The sequence below is a fragment of the Mesorhizobium amorphae CCNWGS0123 genome, assembly GCF_001686985.1.
GTDB classification, from domain to species: Bacteria; Pseudomonadota; Alphaproteobacteria; order Rhizobiales; family Rhizobiaceae; genus Mesorhizobium; species Mesorhizobium amorphae.
The window spans coordinates 3,693,114-3,712,805 of record NZ_CP015318.1 but is presented as its reverse complement, the minus strand read 5'-3'; the positions used below and the strand labels follow the sequence as shown (position 1 = coordinate 3,712,805).

The 19,692-nt window shown below is 63.0% G+C and carries 16 protein-coding genes, 1 tRNA gene and 1 pseudogene; 12 read left to right on the top strand and 6 right to left on the bottom strand.

What is annotated here, in order from left to right:
* Positions 1 to 15 precede the first annotated feature (15 nt).
* Complete coding sequence (locus tag A6B35_RS17395; protein ID WP_006201865.1) at positions 16 to 1,230, bottom strand: acyltransferase family protein; 1,215 nt, start codon at positions 1,228 to 1,230, stop codon at positions 16 to 18.
* Positions 1,231 to 1,352: 122 nt separating this feature from the next.
* On the opposite strand from A6B35_RS17395, the gene speB reads away from it, so the two are divergent.
* The 3 genes and pseudogenes from speB to A6B35_RS17380 form a co-directional block, all read left to right on the top strand.
* Positions 1,353 to 2,354 carry an agmatinase gene (speB, locus tag A6B35_RS17390; RefSeq protein WP_006201866.1) on the top strand — a complete coding sequence of 334 codons (1,002 nt, stop codon included), beginning with the start codon at positions 1,353 to 1,355 and terminating at the stop codon, positions 2,352 to 2,354.
* Positions 2,355 to 2,384: 30 nt separating this feature from the next.
* The gene (argC, locus tag A6B35_RS17385; RefSeq protein ID WP_006201867.1) at positions 2,385 to 3,317 is read left to right on the top strand and encodes an N-acetyl-gamma-glutamyl-phosphate reductase; all 933 of its coding nucleotides are present in this window, start codon (positions 2,385 to 2,387) and stop codon (positions 3,315 to 3,317) included.
* A gap of 6 nt (positions 3,318 to 3,323) precedes the next feature.
* Positions 3,324 to 4,115, top strand: a pseudogene (locus tag A6B35_RS17380) (aminoglycoside phosphotransferase family protein); the annotation flags it as partial.
* 466 nt (positions 4,116 to 4,581) lie between these two features.
* Here A6B35_RS17380 and A6B35_RS17370 read toward each other — a convergent pair.
* Positions 4,582 to 5,673: a COX15/CtaA family protein gene (locus tag A6B35_RS17370; RefSeq protein WP_006201869.1), complete on the bottom strand. Its 1,092-nt coding sequence runs from the start codon at positions 5,671 to 5,673 to the stop codon at positions 4,582 to 4,584.
* 148 nt (positions 5,674 to 5,821) lie between these two features.
* On the opposite strand from A6B35_RS17370, the gene A6B35_RS17365 reads away from it, so the two are divergent.
* Both A6B35_RS17365 and A6B35_RS17360 read left to right on the top strand, forming a co-directional pair.
* Entirely contained in the window at positions 5,822 to 6,037 is a 216-nt protein-coding gene (locus tag A6B35_RS17365) for a DUF2842 domain-containing protein (protein ID WP_006201870.1), read from the top strand.
* 99 nt (positions 6,038 to 6,136) lie between these two features.
* Positions 6,137 to 6,541, top strand: coding sequence for a hypothetical protein (locus A6B35_RS17360; RefSeq protein WP_006201871.1), 405 nt, complete (start codon positions 6,137 to 6,139; stop codon positions 6,539 to 6,541).
* A 36-nt stretch (positions 6,542 to 6,577) separates the two neighbouring features.
* On the opposite strand, the gene A6B35_RS17355 is transcribed toward A6B35_RS17360, so the two are convergent.
* Positions 6,578 to 7,636 (bottom strand): polysaccharide deacetylase family protein, encoded by a 1,059-nt coding sequence (locus tag A6B35_RS17355; RefSeq protein WP_006201872.1) that lies wholly within the window; start codon positions 7,634 to 7,636, stop codon positions 6,578 to 6,580.
* Positions 7,637 to 7,726: 90 nt separating this feature from the next.
* Here A6B35_RS17355 and A6B35_RS17350 point away from each other — a divergent pair, with 90 nt between their 5' ends.
* Entirely contained in the window at positions 7,727 to 8,959 is a 1,233-nt protein-coding gene (locus A6B35_RS17350; RefSeq protein ID WP_006201873.1) for a GNAT family N-acetyltransferase, read from the top strand.
* 82 nt (positions 8,960 to 9,041) lie between these two features.
* Here the strand turns inward: A6B35_RS17350 and A6B35_RS17345 are convergent, their stop codons facing one another.
* Positions 9,042 to 11,216, bottom strand: a complete 2,175-nt coding sequence (locus A6B35_RS17345; protein WP_006201874.1) for a GumC family protein — start codon at positions 11,214 to 11,216, stop codon at positions 9,042 to 9,044.
* Between the two features lie 272 nt (positions 11,217 to 11,488).
* Between A6B35_RS17345 and A6B35_RS17340 the strand changes: the two genes are divergently transcribed.
* The 6 genes from A6B35_RS17340 (at position 11,489) to A6B35_RS35625 (ending at position 16,853) form a co-directional block, all read left to right on the top strand.
* Positions 11,489 to 12,052 carry a polysaccharide biosynthesis/export family protein gene (locus A6B35_RS17340; protein ID WP_006201875.1) on the top strand — a complete coding sequence of 188 codons (564 nt, stop codon included), beginning with the start codon at positions 11,489 to 11,491 and terminating at the stop codon, positions 12,050 to 12,052.
* Between the two features lie 8 nt (positions 12,053 to 12,060).
* Complete coding sequence (locus A6B35_RS17335; RefSeq protein ID WP_040582675.1) at positions 12,061 to 13,191, top strand: glycosyltransferase; 1,131 nt, start codon at positions 12,061 to 12,063, stop codon at positions 13,189 to 13,191.
* 109 nt (positions 13,192 to 13,300) lie between these two features.
* The gene (locus A6B35_RS17330; RefSeq protein WP_006201877.1) at positions 13,301 to 14,836 is read left to right on the top strand and encodes an undecaprenyl-phosphate glucose phosphotransferase; all 1,536 of its coding nucleotides are present in this window, start codon (positions 13,301 to 13,303) and stop codon (positions 14,834 to 14,836) included.
* A complete protein-coding gene (locus A6B35_RS17325) occupies positions 14,833 to 16,104 on the top strand; it encodes an O-antigen ligase family protein (RefSeq protein ID WP_006201878.1) in 1,272 nt (423 codons plus the stop codon). Before A6B35_RS17330 ends, A6B35_RS17325 begins: the two co-directional genes overlap by 4 nt.
* Before the next feature lie 54 nt (positions 16,105 to 16,158).
* Positions 16,159 to 16,235, top strand: a tRNA-Pro gene (locus A6B35_RS17320).
* Positions 16,236 to 16,526: 291 nt separating this feature from the next.
* Entirely contained in the window at positions 16,527 to 16,853 is a 327-nt protein-coding gene (locus A6B35_RS35625; RefSeq protein ID WP_139032202.1) for a hypothetical protein, read from the top strand.
* A 1,160-nt stretch (positions 16,854 to 18,013) separates the two neighbouring features.
* On the opposite strand, the gene A6B35_RS17315 is transcribed toward A6B35_RS35625, so the two are convergent.
* Complete coding sequence (locus A6B35_RS17315) at positions 18,014 to 18,217, bottom strand: hypothetical protein (RefSeq protein WP_006201881.1); 204 nt, start codon at positions 18,215 to 18,217, stop codon at positions 18,014 to 18,016.
* A gap of 279 nt (positions 18,218 to 18,496) precedes the next feature.
* Positions 18,497 to 19,684 carry an SMI1/KNR4 family protein gene (locus A6B35_RS17310; RefSeq protein WP_139032203.1) on the bottom strand — a complete coding sequence of 396 codons (1,188 nt, stop codon included), beginning with the start codon at positions 19,682 to 19,684 and terminating at the stop codon, positions 18,497 to 18,499.
* Positions 19,685 to 19,692: the final 8 nt, after the last annotated feature.

The following is a 19,692-nucleotide window of genomic DNA, read 5'->3' as shown; positions in this document are numbered from 1 at the left end:
GGCCGCGGCAGCGCCTCAGATGCGCTTTGCGAGCCGGCGGAACCAGGCCAGAGCCGGCATTTCCACGAAACGCCATGAAACCCAGGAGGCAACGACGACCGCAACGAGCATCGCCAGGATTGCCGCGAAACCAAACCATGGCGAGGCGGCGCCGAAGCCGGTCGCGGCCTCGCCTCGTACGGTGATATCACCGACCAGCCCAAGACCCAGCTTGCGCTCGACCAGTCCGGCGACATTGATCATGCGCGCCTGCACGAAGATGTGGACCATGTAGATGGAGTAGGAGAACGCGCCCAGCGCCAGCATCGGCCGGCTGCGTAGCAAGGCGCTGACCAGCCCGCCTTCATGGGCAAAGAGAAAGAGCGCCAGCGCAAACACGAAGGGCGCCGCGATCCCGGCGTCATTGCTTCCCGCCAGCGAGACGAAGAGGCCGATCACCGCAATCATCATGATCTCGGCCAATGTCCAGGCCATCCGTGCACGGCCGCCGGCCAGCGACTGTCGCGCCGCTGCAATGGAATCGTGCTGAAACCATGCCAGCAGCGCGCCAAGCGAAAAGCCGTAAAGGCAGCGGATGAAGCCGAAATCGAAGGATACGTCCATATGCCTGTTGGAGAAGGCAAGCAGGAACAAAGGCGCGGTGAGCGCGGCGGCGACGAACCAGATCCAGGCACGCCGGCCTGCGACGAAGACAACGCCGGCAAACATGAGATAGGTGAAGAACTCGGCCGAGATGCTCCAGCTCGGCGCGTTCCAGGAGAGATGATCCTCGAGGCCCATGCCTTGCAGCAGGAAGAGATTCGTCACCAGGCTTTTGACGTCGAAGCCGCCGGTGAAAGGTGCGGCGCCCGTGCCGTGCAATTGCGGCAGCAGCAGCCGCAGCATCTCGAAAGCGGCGAAGGCCAGGAGCATCACAAGATGCAGCGGATAGACGCGGCCGAAACGCACCAGCGCAAAGCGCGCGACCTCGTCCGGCTCGTTCAGCCGGTCGGCGTAGGAGCTGGCAATGACGAAGCCCGACAGCACAAAGAAGAAATCGACGAAAAGATAGGAACCGCCGACGAAGGCGCTTTGCGAAATCATCGAGCTGGTCGGGAAATGGAACAGCGCCACCAGCAGCGCGCAGATGCCACGCCAGGAATCGAGCACTAGGAAGCGCTCGCCCGCTTTCGTGCCGGCCCGGGTCGCTGCCGGAGCGGATGCAAGGTTGAGCAAAGCGGCCTGCGTCATGATGATACAAATCCTGTGCTGCCATGGCACTCAGCGAGTGCCATTCCGTCTCCTCAGACTGTGACTGGCATGTTGCGTGCCGGTTCTGTAGTTGTGGCAGCCCGACAAACCGAGGATCCGTAATGGCGAACCAGAACATCGACCACGCCTTCACTGCCCGCTCCAAGACGGGCGCATCCTTCGAGCCGACCTATGCCGGCGCACTGTCGTTCATGCGACGCAGATACACGAAGGACGTGAAGGGCGCGGACGCGGTGGTGTGGGGCATTCCCTTCGACGCCGCCGTCACCAACCGGCCTGGCGCACGCTTCGGGCCGCAGGCGATCCGCCGCGCTTCGGCCATCCTCGACAACGACCCGCAATATCCGTTCTCGCGCGACCTGTTCGAGCACCTGGCGGTGGTCGACTATGGCGATTGTCTGCTCGACAGCGGCAACCACCAGAAGACGCCCGGCACGATCGAGCGCGAAGCGGCGAAGATCCTGAAATCAGGCGCCTTCCTGTTGTCGCTGGGCGGCGACCATTTCGTCACCTGGCCATTGCTCAAGGCGCATGCCGCCATCCACGGCCCACTGGCGCTGGTGCAGTTCGACGCCCATCAGGATACCTGGCCTGATGACGGCAAGCGCATCGACCACGGTTCGTTCGTCGGCCGCGCCGTCAAGGAAGGCATCATCGACCCTGACCGTTCGATCCAGATCGGCATCCGCACGCATGCGCCGGATACATTCGGCATCAAGATCCTCTACGGCCACGAGATCGAGGAAATGCGGGCGTCAGACATCGCCTATGCCATCGTCGATCGCACCGGCGGCAGGAAGACCTACCTCACCTTCGACATAGACTGCCTCGACCCGGCCTTCGCGCCTGGCACCGGAACCCCGGTCGCCGGCGGACCATCCTCGGCCAAAATCCTGTCGACGCTGCGCCAGCTTGGCCAGGTCGATATTGTCGGCGCCGATGTCGTCGAGGTTGCGCCGGCCTACGATCACGCCGATATAACGGCGATCGCCGGTTCGATGGTCGCCATGCACTATCTCGGCCTAGTGGCCGAACGGAAGGCTCGTCAGGAAGATCTGAACAACGGCAATCATGGCGCAGCGAATCACGGTCACGGCATATAGTTTTGAAATGTCAGGGAATTTGATCAGGCTATGAAACCGAAAATCTTCATCGATGGTGAGCACGGCACGACCGGTCTGCAGATCAGGGCGCTGCTTGCCGAGCGCGGCGATCTCGAGATCATTTCGATCCCCACCGAGCGCCGCAAGGAAACGGCGGCCCGCGCCGAATTCCTCAATGCCGCCGATGTCGCGATCCTGTGCCTGCCGGATGCCGCTGCCAAGGAGAGCGTTTCGCTGATCGAGAACGACACCACAAGGGTGATCGACGCCTCTACCGCGTTTCGCGTCGCCGAGGGCTGGCAATACGGCTTTGCCGAGATGGACAAGGATCAGGCGAAGAAGATCGCTTCGGCGAAGCGCGTCGCCAATCCCGGCTGCTGGCCGCAGGGGCCGATCGCGACGCTACGGCCACTGGTGTCGGCAGGCCTGCTGCCGCCGGATTTCCCGGTCACCGTCAACGGCATTTCGGGCTATTCGGGCGGCGGCCGGCCGATGATCGAGGACTACGTCGCCAAGGGCGAGGATGCCTCGGAATTCCTGCCCTATGGGCTCACCCTCCAGCACAAGCATGTGCCGGAACTCAGGACCTATGCGAAGCTGTCGCATGACCCGATCATGCAGCCGGCGGTCGGCAATTTCGCGCAAGGCATGATCACGGTGGTGCCGCTGCAACTCGGCGGCCTCGACCGCGTGCCGACAGGTGCGGAGCTTCACGCCGCGATCGCCGACCATTATGCGGCAATCGAGGGCGGCGCAGTCGAAGTCGCACCCTATACGCATCTTGAGCGCATCCCCGAGGTCGATCCGGAGGTCTACAACGGCACGAACCGGATGAAGGTCTACGTGTTTGCCAATGACGAACGGGCGCAGGCGCTGCTGCTCGCCGTCTACGACAATCTCGGCAAGGGCGCCTCGGGTGCGGCCGTGCAGAACATGGACCTGATGCTCGGCATCAAGCGGTGAGTGCAGATGCCGGAGTTTCCGCAGCGCTGGAAGGTCAGCGCGCCTGAACTCATTGCCGAAACCTTTTCCAGCCGCATCTGGAAGGTTTTGCGCGAGGACGGCCAGCCGGCGATCGTCAAGGATCTGAAACCCTTTGACGATGTCGCTGACGAATTGCGCGGCGAGCATTTTCTAGCCTGGCGGCGCGGCGAAGGCGCGGTGCGGCTGCTCGGCCGCGACGGTCACCGCATGCTGCTCGAATATGCCGGCGACACCTTGCTGTCGCAGGTGCTGGACGATCAGGGCGACAATGCCGCCACCGCGATCGCCGCCGAGGTGATGGCAAGACTGTTCTCGCCGTCAAAGCACCCTGCCCCACCGGACCTTCAGCCGCTGCGGACGCGATACTTCAGCCTGTTCAGGAAGGCCAAGGCAGCTCGCGCGGCCGGTCATGCCAGTCTCTATGTCGAGGCGGCCGCCATCGCCGAGCGGCTGCTTGCCGACCCGCATGACATCAGGCCGCTGCATGGCGACCTGCACCATGACAACATCATGTTCGGGACGCGCGGCTGGCTCGCCTTCGACCCGAAAGGCGTGCTCGGCGACCCCGGCTTCGATGCGGCCAACATGTTCTACAATCCGCTCGAGCGCGACGATCTCTGCCTCGATCCGCACCGTATCGCGCATATGGCCGAAATCTTTGCCGGGACGCTCGGCCAGACCTCGCCCGCCATCCTCGATCATGCCATTGCCTATGGCTGCCTGTCGGCTGCGTGGCACCACGAGGACGGCAACGCGGCCGACGAGAATCGAGCTGTCGATCGCGAGGAAAATCCGGGCGGTGCGGCGCGATTTCTGACCAGTCATAGACGCGCCGACGCTTCCGCTAACGCCCCATTCACGATGATCGCCTACAGACAGATTCGGCAACCACAAGGGAATCGGGGCATGGTCAGCGCGGTTTCAAGCTCTTCTCAGGCGACGCAGATTTCTTCGTCCAGCGCGTCCAGCAACGCATCGCAGGAGGCCGCGCTCGAAAAGCAGATCCAGGCCAAGGAAGAAGAGGCCAAGACGGTCGAGGACCAGGTTCAGGCCGCCAAGCTGCAACAAGGAGATCGCCGCCCTGAAGGCCAAGCTCGCCGCGCTCAAGGCCGCCGACAAGGCCGCCCAGCAGGAGCAGTCGACACCGTCCGACGCTGTCGCCCGTCAGGCCGAATTCGATGGCGATACGAAGACCACATCGAACGAATTCTGGATGTGACCTTCGGGGCCAGAATAACTGGCGTCAGGTTCTGACGGCTATCTGGTGAGGTAGCGGATACGCGCCCTTGGTGCCGCGCCAGTGCGCGGCGGCAAAACCCAGCAGAACCAGCGCAAAACCCTGATGCGTCAGCGCCATGTGCAGCGGCACCTGCATCAACAGCGTGCCGATGCCGATCGAGGCCTGCACCAGGACAATCAGGAACAGCAGCGTCGCACGGCGGGCATGCGTCGTGCCCGGCAGGCGGATGCGCGTGGCAATCATGTGCCAGAGCGCGACCACGAAGATCGTGTAGGCGCCGAGCCGATGGACGAACTGCACTGTCTTCGGGTTCTCGAAGAAATTGCGCCAGGCCGGCTCGAGCAGCAAGAGATCACCGGGGATCACCTTGCCATCCATCAGCGGCCAGGTGTTGTAGCTCAGCCCGGCATCAAGTCCGGCGACCAGTCCGCCCAGATAGATCTGCACCAGTGCCAGCAGCACGATGAAACCGGCCAGTCGCTGTGTCGAGCGGTCGGCAGCCGGTTCGGAATGCGGGGCGAGCCCGCGCGCGACCACCATGGTTGCAGTGAAGATCAGTGCCGCCAGTGTCAGATGCGTCGCCAGCCGGTACTGGCTGACCGAGACGCGGTCGACCAGACCGGACGCCACCATCCACCAGCCGATCGCGCCCTGCAGGCCGCCAAGCAGCAGAATGCCGACCAGCTTTGGCCCCAGCCCGCTCTCGATCCGGCGCGTCGCCCAGAAGAACAGCAGCGGCAAGGCAAAGACCACACCGACGCCGCGCGCCAGGATGCGGTGCACCCATTCCCACCAGAAGATCGACTTGAACGCCTCGATGCTCATGCCCTTGTTGAGCTCGGTGTACTGAGGGATCTGCTGGTAGCGCTGGAACTCTTCCTGCCACTCGGCGTCGTTGAGCGGTGGGATGACACCGTGGATCGGCTGCCATTCGGTGATCGACAGCCCGGACTCGGTAAGCCTGGTGGCGCCACCGACCAGCACCAGCGCGACCAGCACCAGAAGCACGACATAGAGCCAGCCGCGCACAAGCGCCCGGTTGTGCAGGTCGCGATCGCGGCCAGCGTAAGGTGCCGCGGCGGTTATGGCAGCCATGGGCTCATCCCGGTTGAAGTCGCGGATTGGTGAACCATAGCATGCTTGCTGGCAAGACAAGGCGGCGCGGCACGCCGTCGCGCCATGCCTGCAAGGTTGCGCGCATTCTTCAATCAGCCTAAGCGATACCGATCAAAGAGAGCGCGAGATGCCTATTCGCCTGAAAAAGCTGATCGGAACCTTCCTGCTGGTGGCGCTGGTCATCATCTATGCGCTGGTGGCGTCGATCGTGGCGGTCGCCCAATTGTCCGAGTCGGGCCCTCTCGTGCATTTCCTGTTCTTCCTGTTCAGCGGCCTGCTCTGGGTGCTGCCGGCGATGGGCATCATCAAATGGCTGATCCTGGAGCCGCGGCCGAAGGGCTGACGCGCGGCGACACATTCGCATAAACGCGAATGTGATTCACAAGTGATTGTGCACGAGACTATTTTGCCAGGCGTTCATTGCTCGGCAGGGAGGCTTGGCATGCTGAAAGCCATGTTCGCGGGGCTGATCCTTCTCGCCGCCTCGCTTGCCGCATCGATCGCGGCCGCCGAGACCATCAACGTTTCTGACGACCATGGCGGCAGCGTCGCCGCCTACAGCCAGCGCTGGAAGGGCCTTGCGGCGCGCGGCGTCGATGTCCGCATCGTCGGCAAATGCCAATCGGCCTGCACGGTGCTGCTCGGCTACATCCCGCGCAGCCGCATCTGCGTGATGCCGGCGGCAAGCTTCGGCTTCCACCTGGCGCATCGCACCGACATGACCGGCGTTTTGTGGAATGCCTATGCATCCGACATCAGGGGCTGGATCAATGCGCATGGCGGCCTGACGCCCAACCTCAAATGGATGAGCGCGCCGGACACCTACCGCTATTTCCACAAGTGCTGATGCTTCGGAGCCGTCCGGTTCCGACGGGCTGTCGCCTCAGATGGTGACGACCATCTTGCCGGCATTGGCCAGCGGCGTCGTCACGCCCGAGAGCATGGTGCGGATATGGGCGAGGCTCTGGTAGCGGCCGTTGACCGAAATGCGCGGCAGCGCGAGCAGGAAGCCGGAATGCTCGGCACGCAGCACGCCATGGCGCGTCGTCACCGCCGAGACATAGCCGGCATCGCGGGCAAAGCCGACCTCGCGGCAGCCGACGGCGCTGGCATAGCCATAGGGATAAGCGAGATGGCGCGGCTCCTCGCCCAGCTTCGCCTGCAGGATGCGCCTGACCTCGCCGATCTCGCGGCGCGCATCGGCCTCCGAAAGCCGCTTCAGGTTGACGTGGTTGACGGTATGGGCACCGATGGTCACCAGCGGATGAGCGGCCATGGTGCGGATCTCGTCCCAGTTCATTAGCGTGCTCGGTTGCTGACCGTCCAGCCTGATGCCGTTCATGCGCGCGAATTCGTGCAGCGCCGCGCGCAGGTCCTCCTCGCGGACCTCCAGCGTCAGCCAGCTATGCAGGCGGTTGTTGGCCTGCAGCTTCTTGCCGCGCGTCGAACAGTCGATCGTAACCGGGCCATCCGGCGTCACCAGCGTCAGCCGATCACGCGCATTGACGATGTCCTCGACCACGTCCCACCACAGATCGGCGGCGCCGTCGATCAGCCCCGGCGCGACATAGATGGTGATCGGCGCGCCGTGCTTTTCCAGCACCGGCAGCGCCTCGGTCATGTTGTCGCGATAGGCATCGTCGGCGGTGATGGTCGCGAATTGGCCGCCCTTGCCGCCGGCCTTGATGCGCTCGATCGCCTCGTCGAGCGAGACGAAGGCGTAACCGTCGGCCCTCATGTCGGCGATGAGGGCATCGAGGAAGCCGGGGGCGATGTTGAGATGCCGGTTGACGCCATCGGGCTTCTCCGGCGTCGCGGTGACCCGATGCAGCATCAGGATGGCACCGATGCCGCCGACAAACGGCTTTGCCAGCGGAGCAAGGCCGGTATAACGGGCGACGTTGAGCGCCAGTTTCCTGATTGCCTCGCCCCCGTCGATCATTCCTTCACCTTTTGCGCCTAGGCTCGTCCAAGCACGGAATGCGCCTACGCGTGCCCCCAATCGGGATGAATACGCCTTAAGGATTGAGGTATGGTTGACGCCACCGCGTCATTTGACGGCAATCGGCTCGCCGCGAGCGAGGCATCGCCGCGCGCACTGCCAGACAATCAGGCCGGCCTGTCGGTCGCCGTGGCCGGCAGCACGGCACTTGCTTCCTATACGGAATTCTGCGGTTCAGCGCTGTTTGCGCCGGCGCAAAGCGCCACCTGGATCCGCAACTGGGCCAATGAGGTTCACACCGACATTGTCGTCGCGACGCTGAGTTCCGAAGGTGCGCCGGTGCTTGCGCTGGCCCTCGAAATTGCCCGCCTTGGACCATTTAGTGTCGCACGCTTCACCGGCGGCCGCCATGCCAACGGCAATTTCGCCGCCGCGGCGCCACACTGGCTGCCAAGGGCCGACGCTTCGGCCATTCGCACGATGGTGACGGCGATCGCCAAGGCGCGGCCCGACATCGACCTCATTGCGCTCGAGCGGCTGCTGCCCGACCTCGACGGCGTCGCCAACCCGTTCGCGGCGCTGCCCGGTTTTCCGAGCCCGAACCTGTCGCTCGCCGTCGATCTCGACGGTGGCTTCGATGCACTGCTGTCGCGCGCCAGCGGCAAGCGCAAGCGTAAGAAACACCGCTCGCAGACGCGCAAGTTCGAGGCGGTCGGCAGCCACCGCCGCATCGAGGCGAAGACGGTGCAAGAGGTGAACCGCCTGCTCGACGCCTTCTTCGAAATGAAGGAGTTCCGCTTCCGCAAGATGGGCATCGCCAATGTTTTCGGCGAGCCGGAGGTTCGCGCCTTCTTCCGCGCGCTGTTCAGCGAGGCGTTGGCGGGGCAGACACCTTCGTTCGTGCTGCATGGGCTCGAGGTCGCCGGCAAGCTGCGCGCGGTCACCGGATCGAGCCGGTCGGGCAAGCGGCTGATCTGCGAGTTCGGGGCGATAGCCGAGGACGATCTGGCCCACTCCAGCCCCGGCGACTTCCTGTTCTTCGACAACATCCAGGAAGCCTGCGAGACCGGCTTCGGCCTCTATGATTTCTCGGTCGGCGACGAGCCCTACAAAAGGCTGTGGTGCGATATCGAAACCCGGCATTTCGAGGTTCTGATGCCGCTGACGCTGAAGGGCCGCGCGCTGGCGATCGTGATGCGGCAAGGCGCGCGGGCGAAGGCCTTCGTCAAGAACAGCCCGCTCATCTGGAAGCTGACCAAGATGCTGCGCCGCAAAGCGGTGGGCAAGGCGGCGCCTGCAGCCACCGGCGACGACGACAGCTGACGAACTGCCCTCACCCAATCTCTGCCTGGCAGATTCTGCAGCGACGAAAATCCTGCACCGTTGCGCGGACTGATTGTGCCACTCAAGCCGCCGAACGCCGTCCCGGCAGCGGCGCTCTCGGAGTCTCGTGGCCGATCGGCGTCACCAGCGTCAGTTCGGGATAGCCGTTCTCGATCAGCTTGACCGCCGCCTGCGTCACCTCGTCGTCCGCTTCCAGCATCGAGAGGAAGACTTCCGTGGCCTCGCCGACCAGCCTGCCGATGCCTTGCGCGTCGGCCGGGCCGCATTCGACCACGACGAGGTCGTAGGCTGTGGTAAGCGACTGCATGATGATCGGCAGCCGGTCAGCTGCCCGCATGGCGCGGGCCGGATCGGCTGTGCCGACCGGGATGACATGGCAGTCGGAATAAAGGTCGGCGTGGATGACGTCGCTGAACTGCGCTTCGGAGGCGAGCAGGTCGGTGATCCCCGGGAAAAGCCCGCTGTCCAGCATCGGCCGCGAGGCCGCACCCGAAGCGGTGAGATCGAGCAGCAGCACGCGCAGGCCCGCGTCGGAAACCTCGCGCGCCACCAGCACCGCAGAGGCGGCCGCCTCGTCGCCTTCCGGGGACACGAATATTGCGCGCGCCGCACCCGATGCGATCAGTTTCTCCGCGGCCTTGTCGACGTCGACCTCGCCAAGCGTCGAGCGGACCGGTTCGGCCTCCTCCGCCGGCGCATCCGCTGCCGCCACGACGTCCGATTCCGCCTGCGGTTGTTCGGCCGGAGGCACCACAGGCGCAATCGCCTCGGCAACCACAGGCTCCTGCCGGGCAACCGGCATCGACACCTGTTCGATTCGCCCGAATTGGGCGCCGGTGGCCGGACGCATGGCGCGGCCGGAGAACAGTTCGCCCAACAACGTGGCGATCGCCATCAGCAGCAGCGAGCCGGCGCAGGCAGCACCGACGATCGGCACGACCTTCGGGAAATAGGGTTCCGACGGCACCACGGCGCGGGAAAAGACACGAGCGTCGACAGGCAGGTAGTTGCGATCGTTGCGCGAGGAGGCCTCGCGGTAACGCGTCATATAAGATTCAAGCAATTGGCGCTGGGCGTTCGCGTCGCGCTGCAGCGCGTCCAGTTCGACCTGCTGTTCGCCGGCGCGGGCCGATGCCGCCTTCATCGTGTTGACGTCGGCGACGAGCTGGTTTTCGCGCGCCTGCGCCGTCTGCGCCTGCGTCATCAGCCCCTTCATGATCTTTTCCGCTTCGTTGCGGATCTGCCCGTCCATATCCGCAAGCTGCGACTTCAGCGCCCGGATGCGCGGATGGTTGCCGAGCAAGGTGGTGGAGAGGTCGGCGATGTTGGTCCTGAGCTCGACCTGCCGCTCGCGCAGGCGCTGGATCAGATCCGACGACAGCACTTCCGGCACGGCATCGAGCGAGCCGCCATTCTGCAACGCCTTGCGCACGCCGTCGGCGGTCGCCTCGGCAGCAGCGCGGTTGGCGCGCACTTTCGACAGTTCACTCGACAGTTCGGAAAGCTGCTGGGTGGGCAGGACCGAATTGTTGCCGCCCATCAAAAGGCCGGACTGGGCGCGGAAGTCGGCAACCTTGGCCTCGGCATCCTTGACGCGCTTCGACAGGTCGGCGATTTCCGGCGCCAGCCAGTCGGTCGCGGCGGCGTTCGATTCCTGCTTGGCGTTGCCCTGGACGGATATGTAGGTGTCGGCGATGGCGTTCGGGATATCGGCGGCAAGCCTGGGATCCTCCGACGAGAACTCGATGACGATAACGCGTGATTTTTCAACGCTGTAGACGTTGAGTTTCTCGCGCAACTTCTTCAGCACACGCTCTTCCGGCGGAATCTCGTTGGGATCGCTTTTCAGGCCGACGATGACGAGCAGCCGGCCGAGCACCGACATGTTGGCCGCTTCGTCGAACTCGGGCAGCCGCGACAGATTGAGATTCTTGGCCACCTGCTTGAGGATGTCGGTCGAGGAAATGACCTCGACCTGGCTGGCGACGCCCTCCTCGTCGAGAATCGGCTTGTCGTTGTCGGCGGTGCCGTCAGGCCTGGTAAAAACCGATTCGCGCGTTTCGATCAGCAGCTTCGTCTGCGCCTTGTAATGCGGCGTGGCGAGCGAGGCGAATGCGAACGCCAGGCCGGTGACGGCAAGGGCTACGACAAGGATGCGCAGCCAGTGCCTCGCCAGGCTGGCGAAGAGCTGCCTGAGATCGACATCGACATCTGCGGCCGCGGACTGGACGGACATGCATTTCTGCTCCGGTACTTGAGTCCGCCGCACCGTAAACAACTATGGTAACTCAGCCGTTAAGATCGCTGTAAGCATCCGTTAGGGTTTACTGCGCGGCCGCAAACAGAGGCTGTAAAAACCATATAAATGAGTATGGGATTTGCCATTTGCCGCCGCTTTGGGTTGCAACCCTTTACCGGCCATTAACCCTAACAGGATGATAACGGGTCCGTTCCCTGAGGTTTGCCGCAGCACTTGGCGGCCAGAGCGATGAAGGTTCGTATCCGGTCATGAAAAGCACTGCTTCCCTCTTTCGTGCTCTGCTTGCCGTATCGATGCTTGCCGGCTGCTCCAGCTACCGGCCAACGCCGGCAGCCTTCCATGAAGTGCTCGACCAGCCCTACCGACTCGGCGCCGGCGACCGCGTCCGCGTCACCGTGTTCGAGCAGGACGGATTGACCAACACCTACAGCGTCGACCAGTCCGGTTACCTCTCCTTCCCGCTGGTCGGCTCGGTACCGGCACGCGGCCATACAGCCCAGCAACTGGAGAAGGAAATCGCCGACAAACTGCGGCAAGGCTATTTGCGCGATCCCGACGTATCGGTCGAGATCGACCGCTACCGGCCGATCTTCGTCATGGGCGAAGTGGGCGCCGCCGGCCAATATTCCTATGTGCCGGGCCTCACCGTGCAGAAGGCCATCGCCATTGCCGGCGGCTTCACGCCGCGCGCCAACCAGGAGAGCGTCGACATCACCCGCGACATCAACGGCAAGGTGATGACCGGTCGGGTGGTCACCTCGGACCCGCTGCTGCCCGGCGACACCGTCTACGTCCGCGAACGCCTGTTCTGACAATCAACGTGGCGGACCGACTCAGGATCGTCCACTGTTTCCGCTCACCCGTCGGAGGGATATTCCGGCATGTGCGCGACCTGACCGAGGCACAGCTCGCCGCCGGTCATTCCGTCGGTATTGTTTGCGATTCGACCACCGGCGGCGAATTCGAGGAACGCCTGTTCGGGCAGATGAAGGACAGTCTGGCGCTCGGCATCCATCGCACACCGATGCAGCGCCATGTCGGACCGGGCGATCTCGCCTCGGCCTGGCGCACCTACAGGATCATCAAGGAATTGCGGCCGGACGTGCTGCACGGGCACGGCGCCAAAGGAGGCGCCTATGCCCGTCTGTTCGGCTCATTATTGCGGGTTTCAAGGTCTCGCGTAGCCCGCCTTTATTCGCCGCATGGCGGCTCCCTCCACTATGACGAAACGACGGCCACCGGGAAGCTGTTCTTCGCCCTCGAACGTTTCATGGGCCGCTTCACCGACTGCCTGCTGTTCGTTTCGGACTATGAGAGGAAGACCTACCGCAGGAAGGTCGGCGAACCACCGATCCCTAACACGCTGGTCTATAACGGCCTGCGCGCCGCCGAGTTCGAGATGGTGCCGACCGCGCCGGGAGCGGCCGACCTGCTCTACATCGGCATGATGCGCGACCTCAAGGGCCCCGACATCTTCATCGATGCGCTGGCACTGGCAGGCGCCAGGCTTGGCCGTCGCCTGAGCGCCGTGATGGTCGGCGACGGCGACGACCTGCCGCGCTACCATGCGCAGGTGAAGCGTCTTGGGCTCGACGGCCATGTCCGCTTCCTGCCGCCCATGCCGGCCAGGGATGCATTTGCGCTGGCGGACCTGATCGTCGTGCCCTCGCGTGCCGAGGCGATGCCCTACATCGTCCTGGAGACGCTGGCCGCCGGCAAGCCGATGATCGCCACCGCCGTCGGCGGCATACCTGAAATCTTCGGCGAAACCTCGCCTGCCCTGATCCGCCCCGACCCGAAACAGCTCGGCGACAAGGTGAGCGAGGCGCTGGCCGATCCAGGCGCCTACAGAAGCCTTATGCCAGGGACCGCCGATCTGAAGGCGCGATTCGGCGCCGACGTCATGGCCGCCGAGATCGAGAAGGCCTATTTCGCCGCGCTGCGGCGGTAGAGCCTGCTGCCCCAGGTCAAACCGCAGACCGCTCCAAAGCCACCCGATGTTTCAAAGGTTTGTTAGCTCTCTTTTGCTATTCACCTGAGGGAAGCTGCGGACAATCCCCATGAACGAAATCGATCCCGCGCGCCGCTTTTCCATGGATGCGGTGCGCAATTTCGACGGTCCGGCCGCGAGCGATACGGCTGGCGGCATGAATGAGGTCGCGCGCCAGGTCGCCTCGCAGTACCGGCGCGATACGATGTCGCCGATCATGGTCAGCGGCGTGCTGCGCATGGTCGAATTCGCGCTGCTGTTCCTGTCGGGCCTCTGCCTCTATTTCCACTATGTCGGCTTTTTCAACTATCTCCCCTGGCAGTACCCGCTGGCGATCGCCTCGTCCTCGTTCCTCGCGGTGGTGCTGCTCGACGTCTCCGACAGCTACCAGATATCGGCGCTGATGCGGCCGATCGCCAATTTCGGCCGCATATTGCTGGTCTGGGCCGGCGCCTTCGCACTGATGGCGCTGACCGCCTTCATCATGAAGATGTCGGAGGATTATTCGCGCCTGCTGTTCGGCACCTGGTTCGTCGTCGGCTTCCTGCTGCTGTTCGGCCTGAGGCTGGTGATGTCGAAGCTGATCCGGCGCTGGGCGCGCGACGGACGCATGGAACGCCGCGCCGTCATCGTCGGTGGCGGCAAGGCAGCCGAGGTGCTGATCCGCTCGGTCGAGAAGCAGCCCTACAACGACATCCGCATCTGCGGCATCTTCGACGACCGCGGCGACAAGCGTTCGCCGCCCATCGTTGCCGGCTACCCCAAGCTCGGCACGATTTCCGAGTTGATCGAGTTCGCCCGAATCGCCCGCATCGACATGCTGATCGTGTCGCTGCCGCTGACCGCCGAATCGCGTGTGCTGCAGCTGTTGAAGAAGCTGTGGGTACTGCCGGTGGACATCCGGCTGTCAGCGCATTCGAACGCGCTGCAGTTTCGCCCACGCGCCTATTCCTACATCGGCTCGGTGCCGATGCTCGACATCTTCGACAAACCGATCAACGATTGGGATTCGGTCGCCAAGCGCGCCTTCGACATCATCTTCTCGATCATCGGCATCATCGTCTTCTCGCCGGTGATGCTGGTGACGGCGATCGCCATCAAGCTCGATAGCAAGGGGCCGGTGCTGTTCAAGCAGAAACGGCACGGCTTCAACAACGAGATCATCGAGGTCTACAAGTTCCGTTCGATGTACACCGATCGGTCGGATCCGACGGCCAAGCAGACGGTGACCAAGAACGATCCGCGCGTCACCCGCGTCGGCCGCTTCATCCGCAAGACATCGATCGACGAACTGCCGCAGTTCTTCAACTCGCTGTTCGGCTCGCTGTCGCTGATCGGGCCGCGTCCGCATGCGATTGCCGCCCAGTCGCACAACCTTCTCTACAATGAGGTGGTCGACGGCTATTTCGCCCGCCACAAGGTCAAGCCCGGCGTCACCGGCTGGGCGCAGATCAACGGCTGGCGCGGCGAGATGGACACCAACGAGAAGATCCGCATGCGCACGGAGTACGACCTCTATTACATCGAGAACTGGTCGCTGCTGTTCGACTTGCGGATCCTGTTCCTGACGCCGGTGCGCCTGCTCAACACGGAAAACGCCTATTGAGCGCCGTCGCCCATGAGCTGCCGCCGGGCGCGGTCAACGCCAAGCTGATCGCGCTGATTGCGTCCAGCGCGGTCTTCTTCGGCATTTTCCTGTCCGGTTTCGTCATCGACGAGCCGGCGCCCTACGATCTCTTCATGGTCGGGCTGATCGCGGTGTGGGCACTGTTCGGCCTGCGCATCTCGCGCGCGGCAACGCCGCTGCTGGTGCTTCTGGTGACGATGAACATCGGCGGCATGATTGCGATGACGCAGATGTCGGACCTGGCAAGCACGCCGCTCTATCTCGCCGTCTCGATGTTCCTCGCCTTCACCGCGGTGTTCTTCGCCTCGGTGACCGCAGTCCAGCCCAGCCTCTACCGGCTGATCTTCATCGCCTATGTCGTGTCGGCGGTGATCACCTCGCTGCTCGGCATCGCCGGCTATTTTCACGCCTTCCCCGGCGCCGAGATCTTCACCAAATACGACCGCGCCGCCGGCGCCTTCCAGGATCCGAATGTGTTCGGCCCGTTCCTGGTGCTGCCCGGCATCTACCTGCTCTATCTCCTGCTGACGGGATCGATCGCGCGCATGCCGCTGCTGGCCGTGCCGCTGCTGATCATCACCGCCGGCATCTTCTTCTCCTTCTCGCGCGGCGCCTGGGGCATGTTCGCCGTCTCGGCGGTGCTGCTCACCGGCTCACTGTTCCTGCAAAGCGCCAGCGGCATGTTCCGGCTGCGGGTCGTGGTCATGACCATCGCGGCAATCGCGCTGCTGGTCATCGCGATGATCATCATCCTGCAACTGCCGGGCGTGGCGGAGATGTTTTCCAGCCGCGCCCAGCTGGAACAGAGCTACGATACCGCCCGCCTCGGCCGATTCGCCCGCTACACGATCGGCTTCCAGATGGCGCTGGAACATCCGTTCGGCATCGGGCCGCTGGTCTTCGGCACGATCTTCGGCGAGGACACGCACGACATCTGGCTGAAGATGCTGATGGACTATGGCTGGCTGGGCTTCGTCTCGTTCCTGGCGCTGACCTTGTGGACCATCGCCGCCGGCTTCCGCATCCTACTGCGCGACCGTCCCTGGCAGCCCTATCTGCTTTGCGCCTATGTCGCCTTCATCGGCAATATCGGGCTCGGCACCTTCATCGACATAGACCACTGGCGCCACGTCTATCTGCTGCTCGGCCTGATCTGGGGTGCCATCGCGCTGGAATACCGGCATCAGAAGGAACTGCGGCTGGCGCCGGCACCTGCCGCGGCAGTACCGATTTCATCGATAGGGTAGCCGCCGAATTCGGTTGACCCGCACCGGGTTATCACGATACATCGCGACCCGGTCCGGAGTGTAGCGCAGCCCGGTAGCGCACTTGACTGGGGGTCAAGGGGTCGTCGGTTCGAATCCGGCCACTCCGACCAACAAAATCAAAGGCTTAGTCATTTCCCCCAGAGGTGGCTATAAAATTTCTAGCCACCCTGTAGCCAGCAGAAGCAGGCGAAGGTACACGCCTTCGCGTAGGGCGGTAATACCCTCGTACAATTGCGGCGTGGCATTGCCGTCGGTACTTTATTGGATCGGCCAAATCTCCTTCCTCCCAAGGCATGACCGATGCCAAGCTAGCCACGCTTCCTCCCCGGCCGTGGTAAGAGCTTGAAATTAAACCCGCTGCCCAACCTCCTCGGGTGGCGGGTTTTTTATCTTCTGGAAGCATGAAAACCCCGCCGAAGCGGGGGTCTCTGTCGTTGACGGTGGCGGCGGTCAGGCGGTTAGGAATTTTTCCTCGGCCGCCGCCAAGTCTCAACCTCGTCATCGGCCACGGCAACCAGCACGTCGCCCAAGATCATAATGTCCCAATCGTCTCGGAGACGTCGGATCCCGTAAACCTCCGCGCCGCGGCCGGTCTTTGTGCGAAGCAGGATCATCGAGAGAAACGGCTGGTCACGGTGCGTGACTATGGTGCCAAGGGCAAATTGCCAAGTTTCAGGATGTGGTTCGGCGACAATGCGAAAACGCCTGCTTATTGTTTGCGCTTGTGAAAATTCGCGGACGGCGAGATGGCAAGACGGCGCCCTTGCTGAAGGAAGTCAGCGCCCTAGCGCAGCGCGTCGTGCCCCTCAATGTTGCTCGCGAAGGTATGAGCCACGATCGGATCTGGCGGCGTTAGCTCGAATCCTTTGGCTGCCATAAAGGTCAGCACGATAGCCATAGCTATCGATGCAATCACTGTGGCGGTGCGGGCTAGACTTCTCATCGTCTCTACTCGTTTACTGTCCGCCGCATAAGATTGGGATGCTCGTGACGGGTTGCAACTAACCCTTAGTATAGGTCCAGCTTGCCTGCTTATGGCCGGCCTAGGCGCCTACCTGCTGTTTCGCTGAGATGGCCCGCTGCCAGGGCATAGCAACGGTGATTATCCTTTGGCCATGCTGACTAGGGCACTCAGTCTCAATTGAGCGATTTCTAATATGTCGATACCTAGGCATTGCGGGATTTTCCCCAATACCCAAACCCGCAAAGGCCGGTGTGGATCACCCCCCCCCGAAGGTTGCCAACCACACCGGCCGCCCTAGCGCTACCCAGCATATTAGCAACCCCTTGACTACGCTTTTGCGGCATCAAATTGTCGTCCGCATGGCGCGGGAAATAGGCATTGGCGACGAGGTGGCGGCCACGGTGCGGAAGCGCATCGACGATCGCGCCGTGCTGCACATTCCGAGGTTCAATCATCCTGTTCGATCATCGACCCGAAGGCCAAGCCCGGCGACAAGCTCCGGTTCGAGGGCGCCGGGCACCGCTGCGTGACAAGGCCGACTAGCTGCGGTGTCACGGCGCAGTTTGTGAAATGCAGGCCCCTATCCTTTTGGCGTAGTTGTGCGCTCGCTACAATACACCGATAAATGGAGCAGGGTTGGGGTAGGTAGAGCGCCGGCATGCCGATTTCTGTTCGCTGTTTCGATCGGCAGCCGGCGTCTGTTTTTGTATGACGTTGCCCACGGTCAGGCATACCCACGGTTGAGACTCTGGTCTCATCCAATTTGAGGGAACCGAACACCCCGTTTTGCCAAATTGGCAGACACGCCAGCCGGTCTATAACCTCGCCCGCCGGCAAACTGTCTCTCCGTTTCCGGTAGGCCCGGCGGCCGAACCCCAAGCACCCGCAGCCCCCCGGCCGTCGGGCCGCTGGACGTGGCCTTGGCTACGCATACCGCGCGGCGATCACGAGCAGCACGGCAGCGATGGAAGCCAGGACGATCGCGACAACCCGGATGCGCTTCATCCCACCTTGTTGCAATCGTTGTCGAACCTTCGCCGCTTCGTAGGCGCTATAGAGGCGCAGGCCGTCCACGTCGAAGCGATCGGCGTTCGGGTAGTTGTTCTGCTTTCGGCGGAGCTTCAGCATCGTAAGGACCGTTGAAAGAAAACTCGCCGGGCATGAAACCCCAAGCCCATGGCCCGGCGAGATTGACAACCCGACCCACGATCAGGACCGGTGGAGGAGCACCGGCAACCTCTCCAGTGCAAGACAGGTGCCAGCATTTTGGTCCCGAACCGGGACAGAGGTAGCCGCACAGCCAGTGACCAGAGAGAGAGCCCTGCAAGCCTCGCTATCGGCCTAGCGTTAGCCTCGGGATGGCCTTGTGGAGTTTGCCATGCCTATCCCGCCTCGCACGGACGTGCGTCACCGAAATACTAGGAAGGGGCCAGGTGCGCCCAGAAGGCTTCGTGCGCCTTCGTGGAAATCGTTTGATGGGGGGGCTTTCAATCGGAACCGGCGCAGCACTGGCTCTTCCGCCGCTTCCAATCTGAAATTGCCGCTTTCCAGAAGGTCAGCGATCCACTCGAGGAACTTGCCAAGGGATTCCGCAAGCACCGCCTTCACATCTTCGTCGCGCCCAAAGAGGATGACCTGGCCGACGCGACCGCTAGGCCAGGGATCGAAATCGAGACCGATATAATTGCCTGAGCCATCATGGGTCAGGGGTATCCAGCGCGGATTGAAATAGGCCGGGTCAACCGCGTGTTCAGGCCACGCCCCTCCGCGAATTTCATAGCGATTGCCGCCGAAATCGGCGAGCACATCGACCCAGGTTTTCCATTGCGCCCCCGCCTGATGCAGCGGCAGCAGCGGAAGCCCAAAGATATGGCCCCAACGGTCGTCGTTTTCGCCGTCGTGCCATCGGTATAGGTCGCGATAGGCGCGCGGCATCTTGAGGCCGATCAGGCGCTCGAACGCATCCAGTTGCGCGTCCGTGGCCGGCGGATTGAACACATACTTGTCTGGCAGCAGATGGGCAGCATACCAGGCATCAAGGCGCGCAAGCACCGGCGCGATATCTTCCTCCAGCAACGGCTTCGCCTGTCCCGGCGGCCGTTTGGGACGGGTGGCATCGGTCATGGGGGATTTCGTCCTGATTTGCCGCATTGCGCACATGGTAGGAAGCAGCCCCGCAAGGCTCAGAGCTCCGAAGATTGACGTACCGATCAGCACATTGCGCCTGCTCCGATCCATCACGGACATTCCGGCGCGATTGATCGGCGCCGCCACACAAGCCCCGAAGGCATCGCAGGTCTCGGCCCGGATTCGTTTGCCGCCATTCAGACGAAGTCCGAGCCTGGCGGGCAACAGTTGTCCATGATTACCTTCATAGCAGGCACTTGTACCAGAGATCACCAATAGCGACTCATAGCCCATTCCCTGATTTAGTATAAGCAGTTGGCGCAACCAGTCGCGGCAGCCTGCGAAGCGCCATCGGTCAAGGGGTCGTCGGTTCGAATCCGGCCACTCCGACCTTTTTTCCTTGAAATCCCCGGCTTTATCGAAGGCGCCCTGCGGCGCCTTTATTGTTTTCGGAACGAAGGCGCTCAATTCGCTGT

What these genes read in the sequence shown, in the direction of transcription:
- A6B35_RS17395 (WP_006201865.1), bottom strand. Translation starts at nt 1,230, where the DNA reads ATGACGCAGGCCGCTTTGCTCAACCTTGCATCCGCTCCGGCAGCGACC.
- A6B35_RS17355 (WP_006201872.1), bottom strand. Translation starts at nt 7,636, where the DNA reads ATGATCGACGGGGGCGAGGCAATCAGGAAACTGGCGCTCAACGTCGCC.
- speB (WP_006201866.1), top strand. Translation starts at nt 1,353, where the DNA reads ATGGCGAACCAGAACATCGACCACGCCTTCACTGCCCGCTCCAAGACG.
- A6B35_RS17365 (WP_006201870.1), top strand. Translation starts at nt 5,822, where the DNA reads ATGCCTATTCGCCTGAAAAAGCTGATCGGAACCTTCCTGCTGGTGGCG.
- A6B35_RS17315 (WP_006201881.1), bottom strand. Translation starts at nt 18,217, where the DNA reads ATGCTGAAGCTCCGCCGAAAGCAGAACAACTACCCGAACGCCGATCGC.
- A6B35_RS17345 (WP_006201874.1), bottom strand. Translation starts at nt 11,216, where the DNA reads ATGTCCGTCCAGTCCGCGGCCGCAGATGTCGATGTCGATCTCAGGCAG.
- A6B35_RS17350 (WP_006201873.1), top strand. Translation starts at nt 7,727, where the DNA reads ATGGTTGACGCCACCGCGTCATTTGACGGCAATCGGCTCGCCGCGAGC.
- A6B35_RS35625 (WP_139032202.1), top strand. Translation starts at nt 16,527, where the DNA reads ATGAAAACCCCGCCGAAGCGGGGGTCTCTGTCGTTGACGGTGGCGGCG.
- A6B35_RS17340 (WP_006201875.1), top strand. Translation starts at nt 11,489, where the DNA reads ATGAAAAGCACTGCTTCCCTCTTTCGTGCTCTGCTTGCCGTATCGATG.
- argC (WP_006201867.1), top strand. Translation starts at nt 2,385, where the DNA reads ATGAAACCGAAAATCTTCATCGATGGTGAGCACGGCACGACCGGTCTG.
- A6B35_RS17360 (WP_006201871.1), top strand. Translation starts at nt 6,137, where the DNA reads ATGCTGAAAGCCATGTTCGCGGGGCTGATCCTTCTCGCCGCCTCGCTT.
- A6B35_RS17370 (WP_006201869.1), bottom strand. Translation starts at nt 5,673, where the DNA reads ATGGCTGCCATAACCGCCGCGGCACCTTACGCTGGCCGCGATCGCGAC.
- A6B35_RS17330 (WP_006201877.1), top strand. Translation starts at nt 13,301, where the DNA reads ATGAACGAAATCGATCCCGCGCGCCGCTTTTCCATGGATGCGGTGCGC.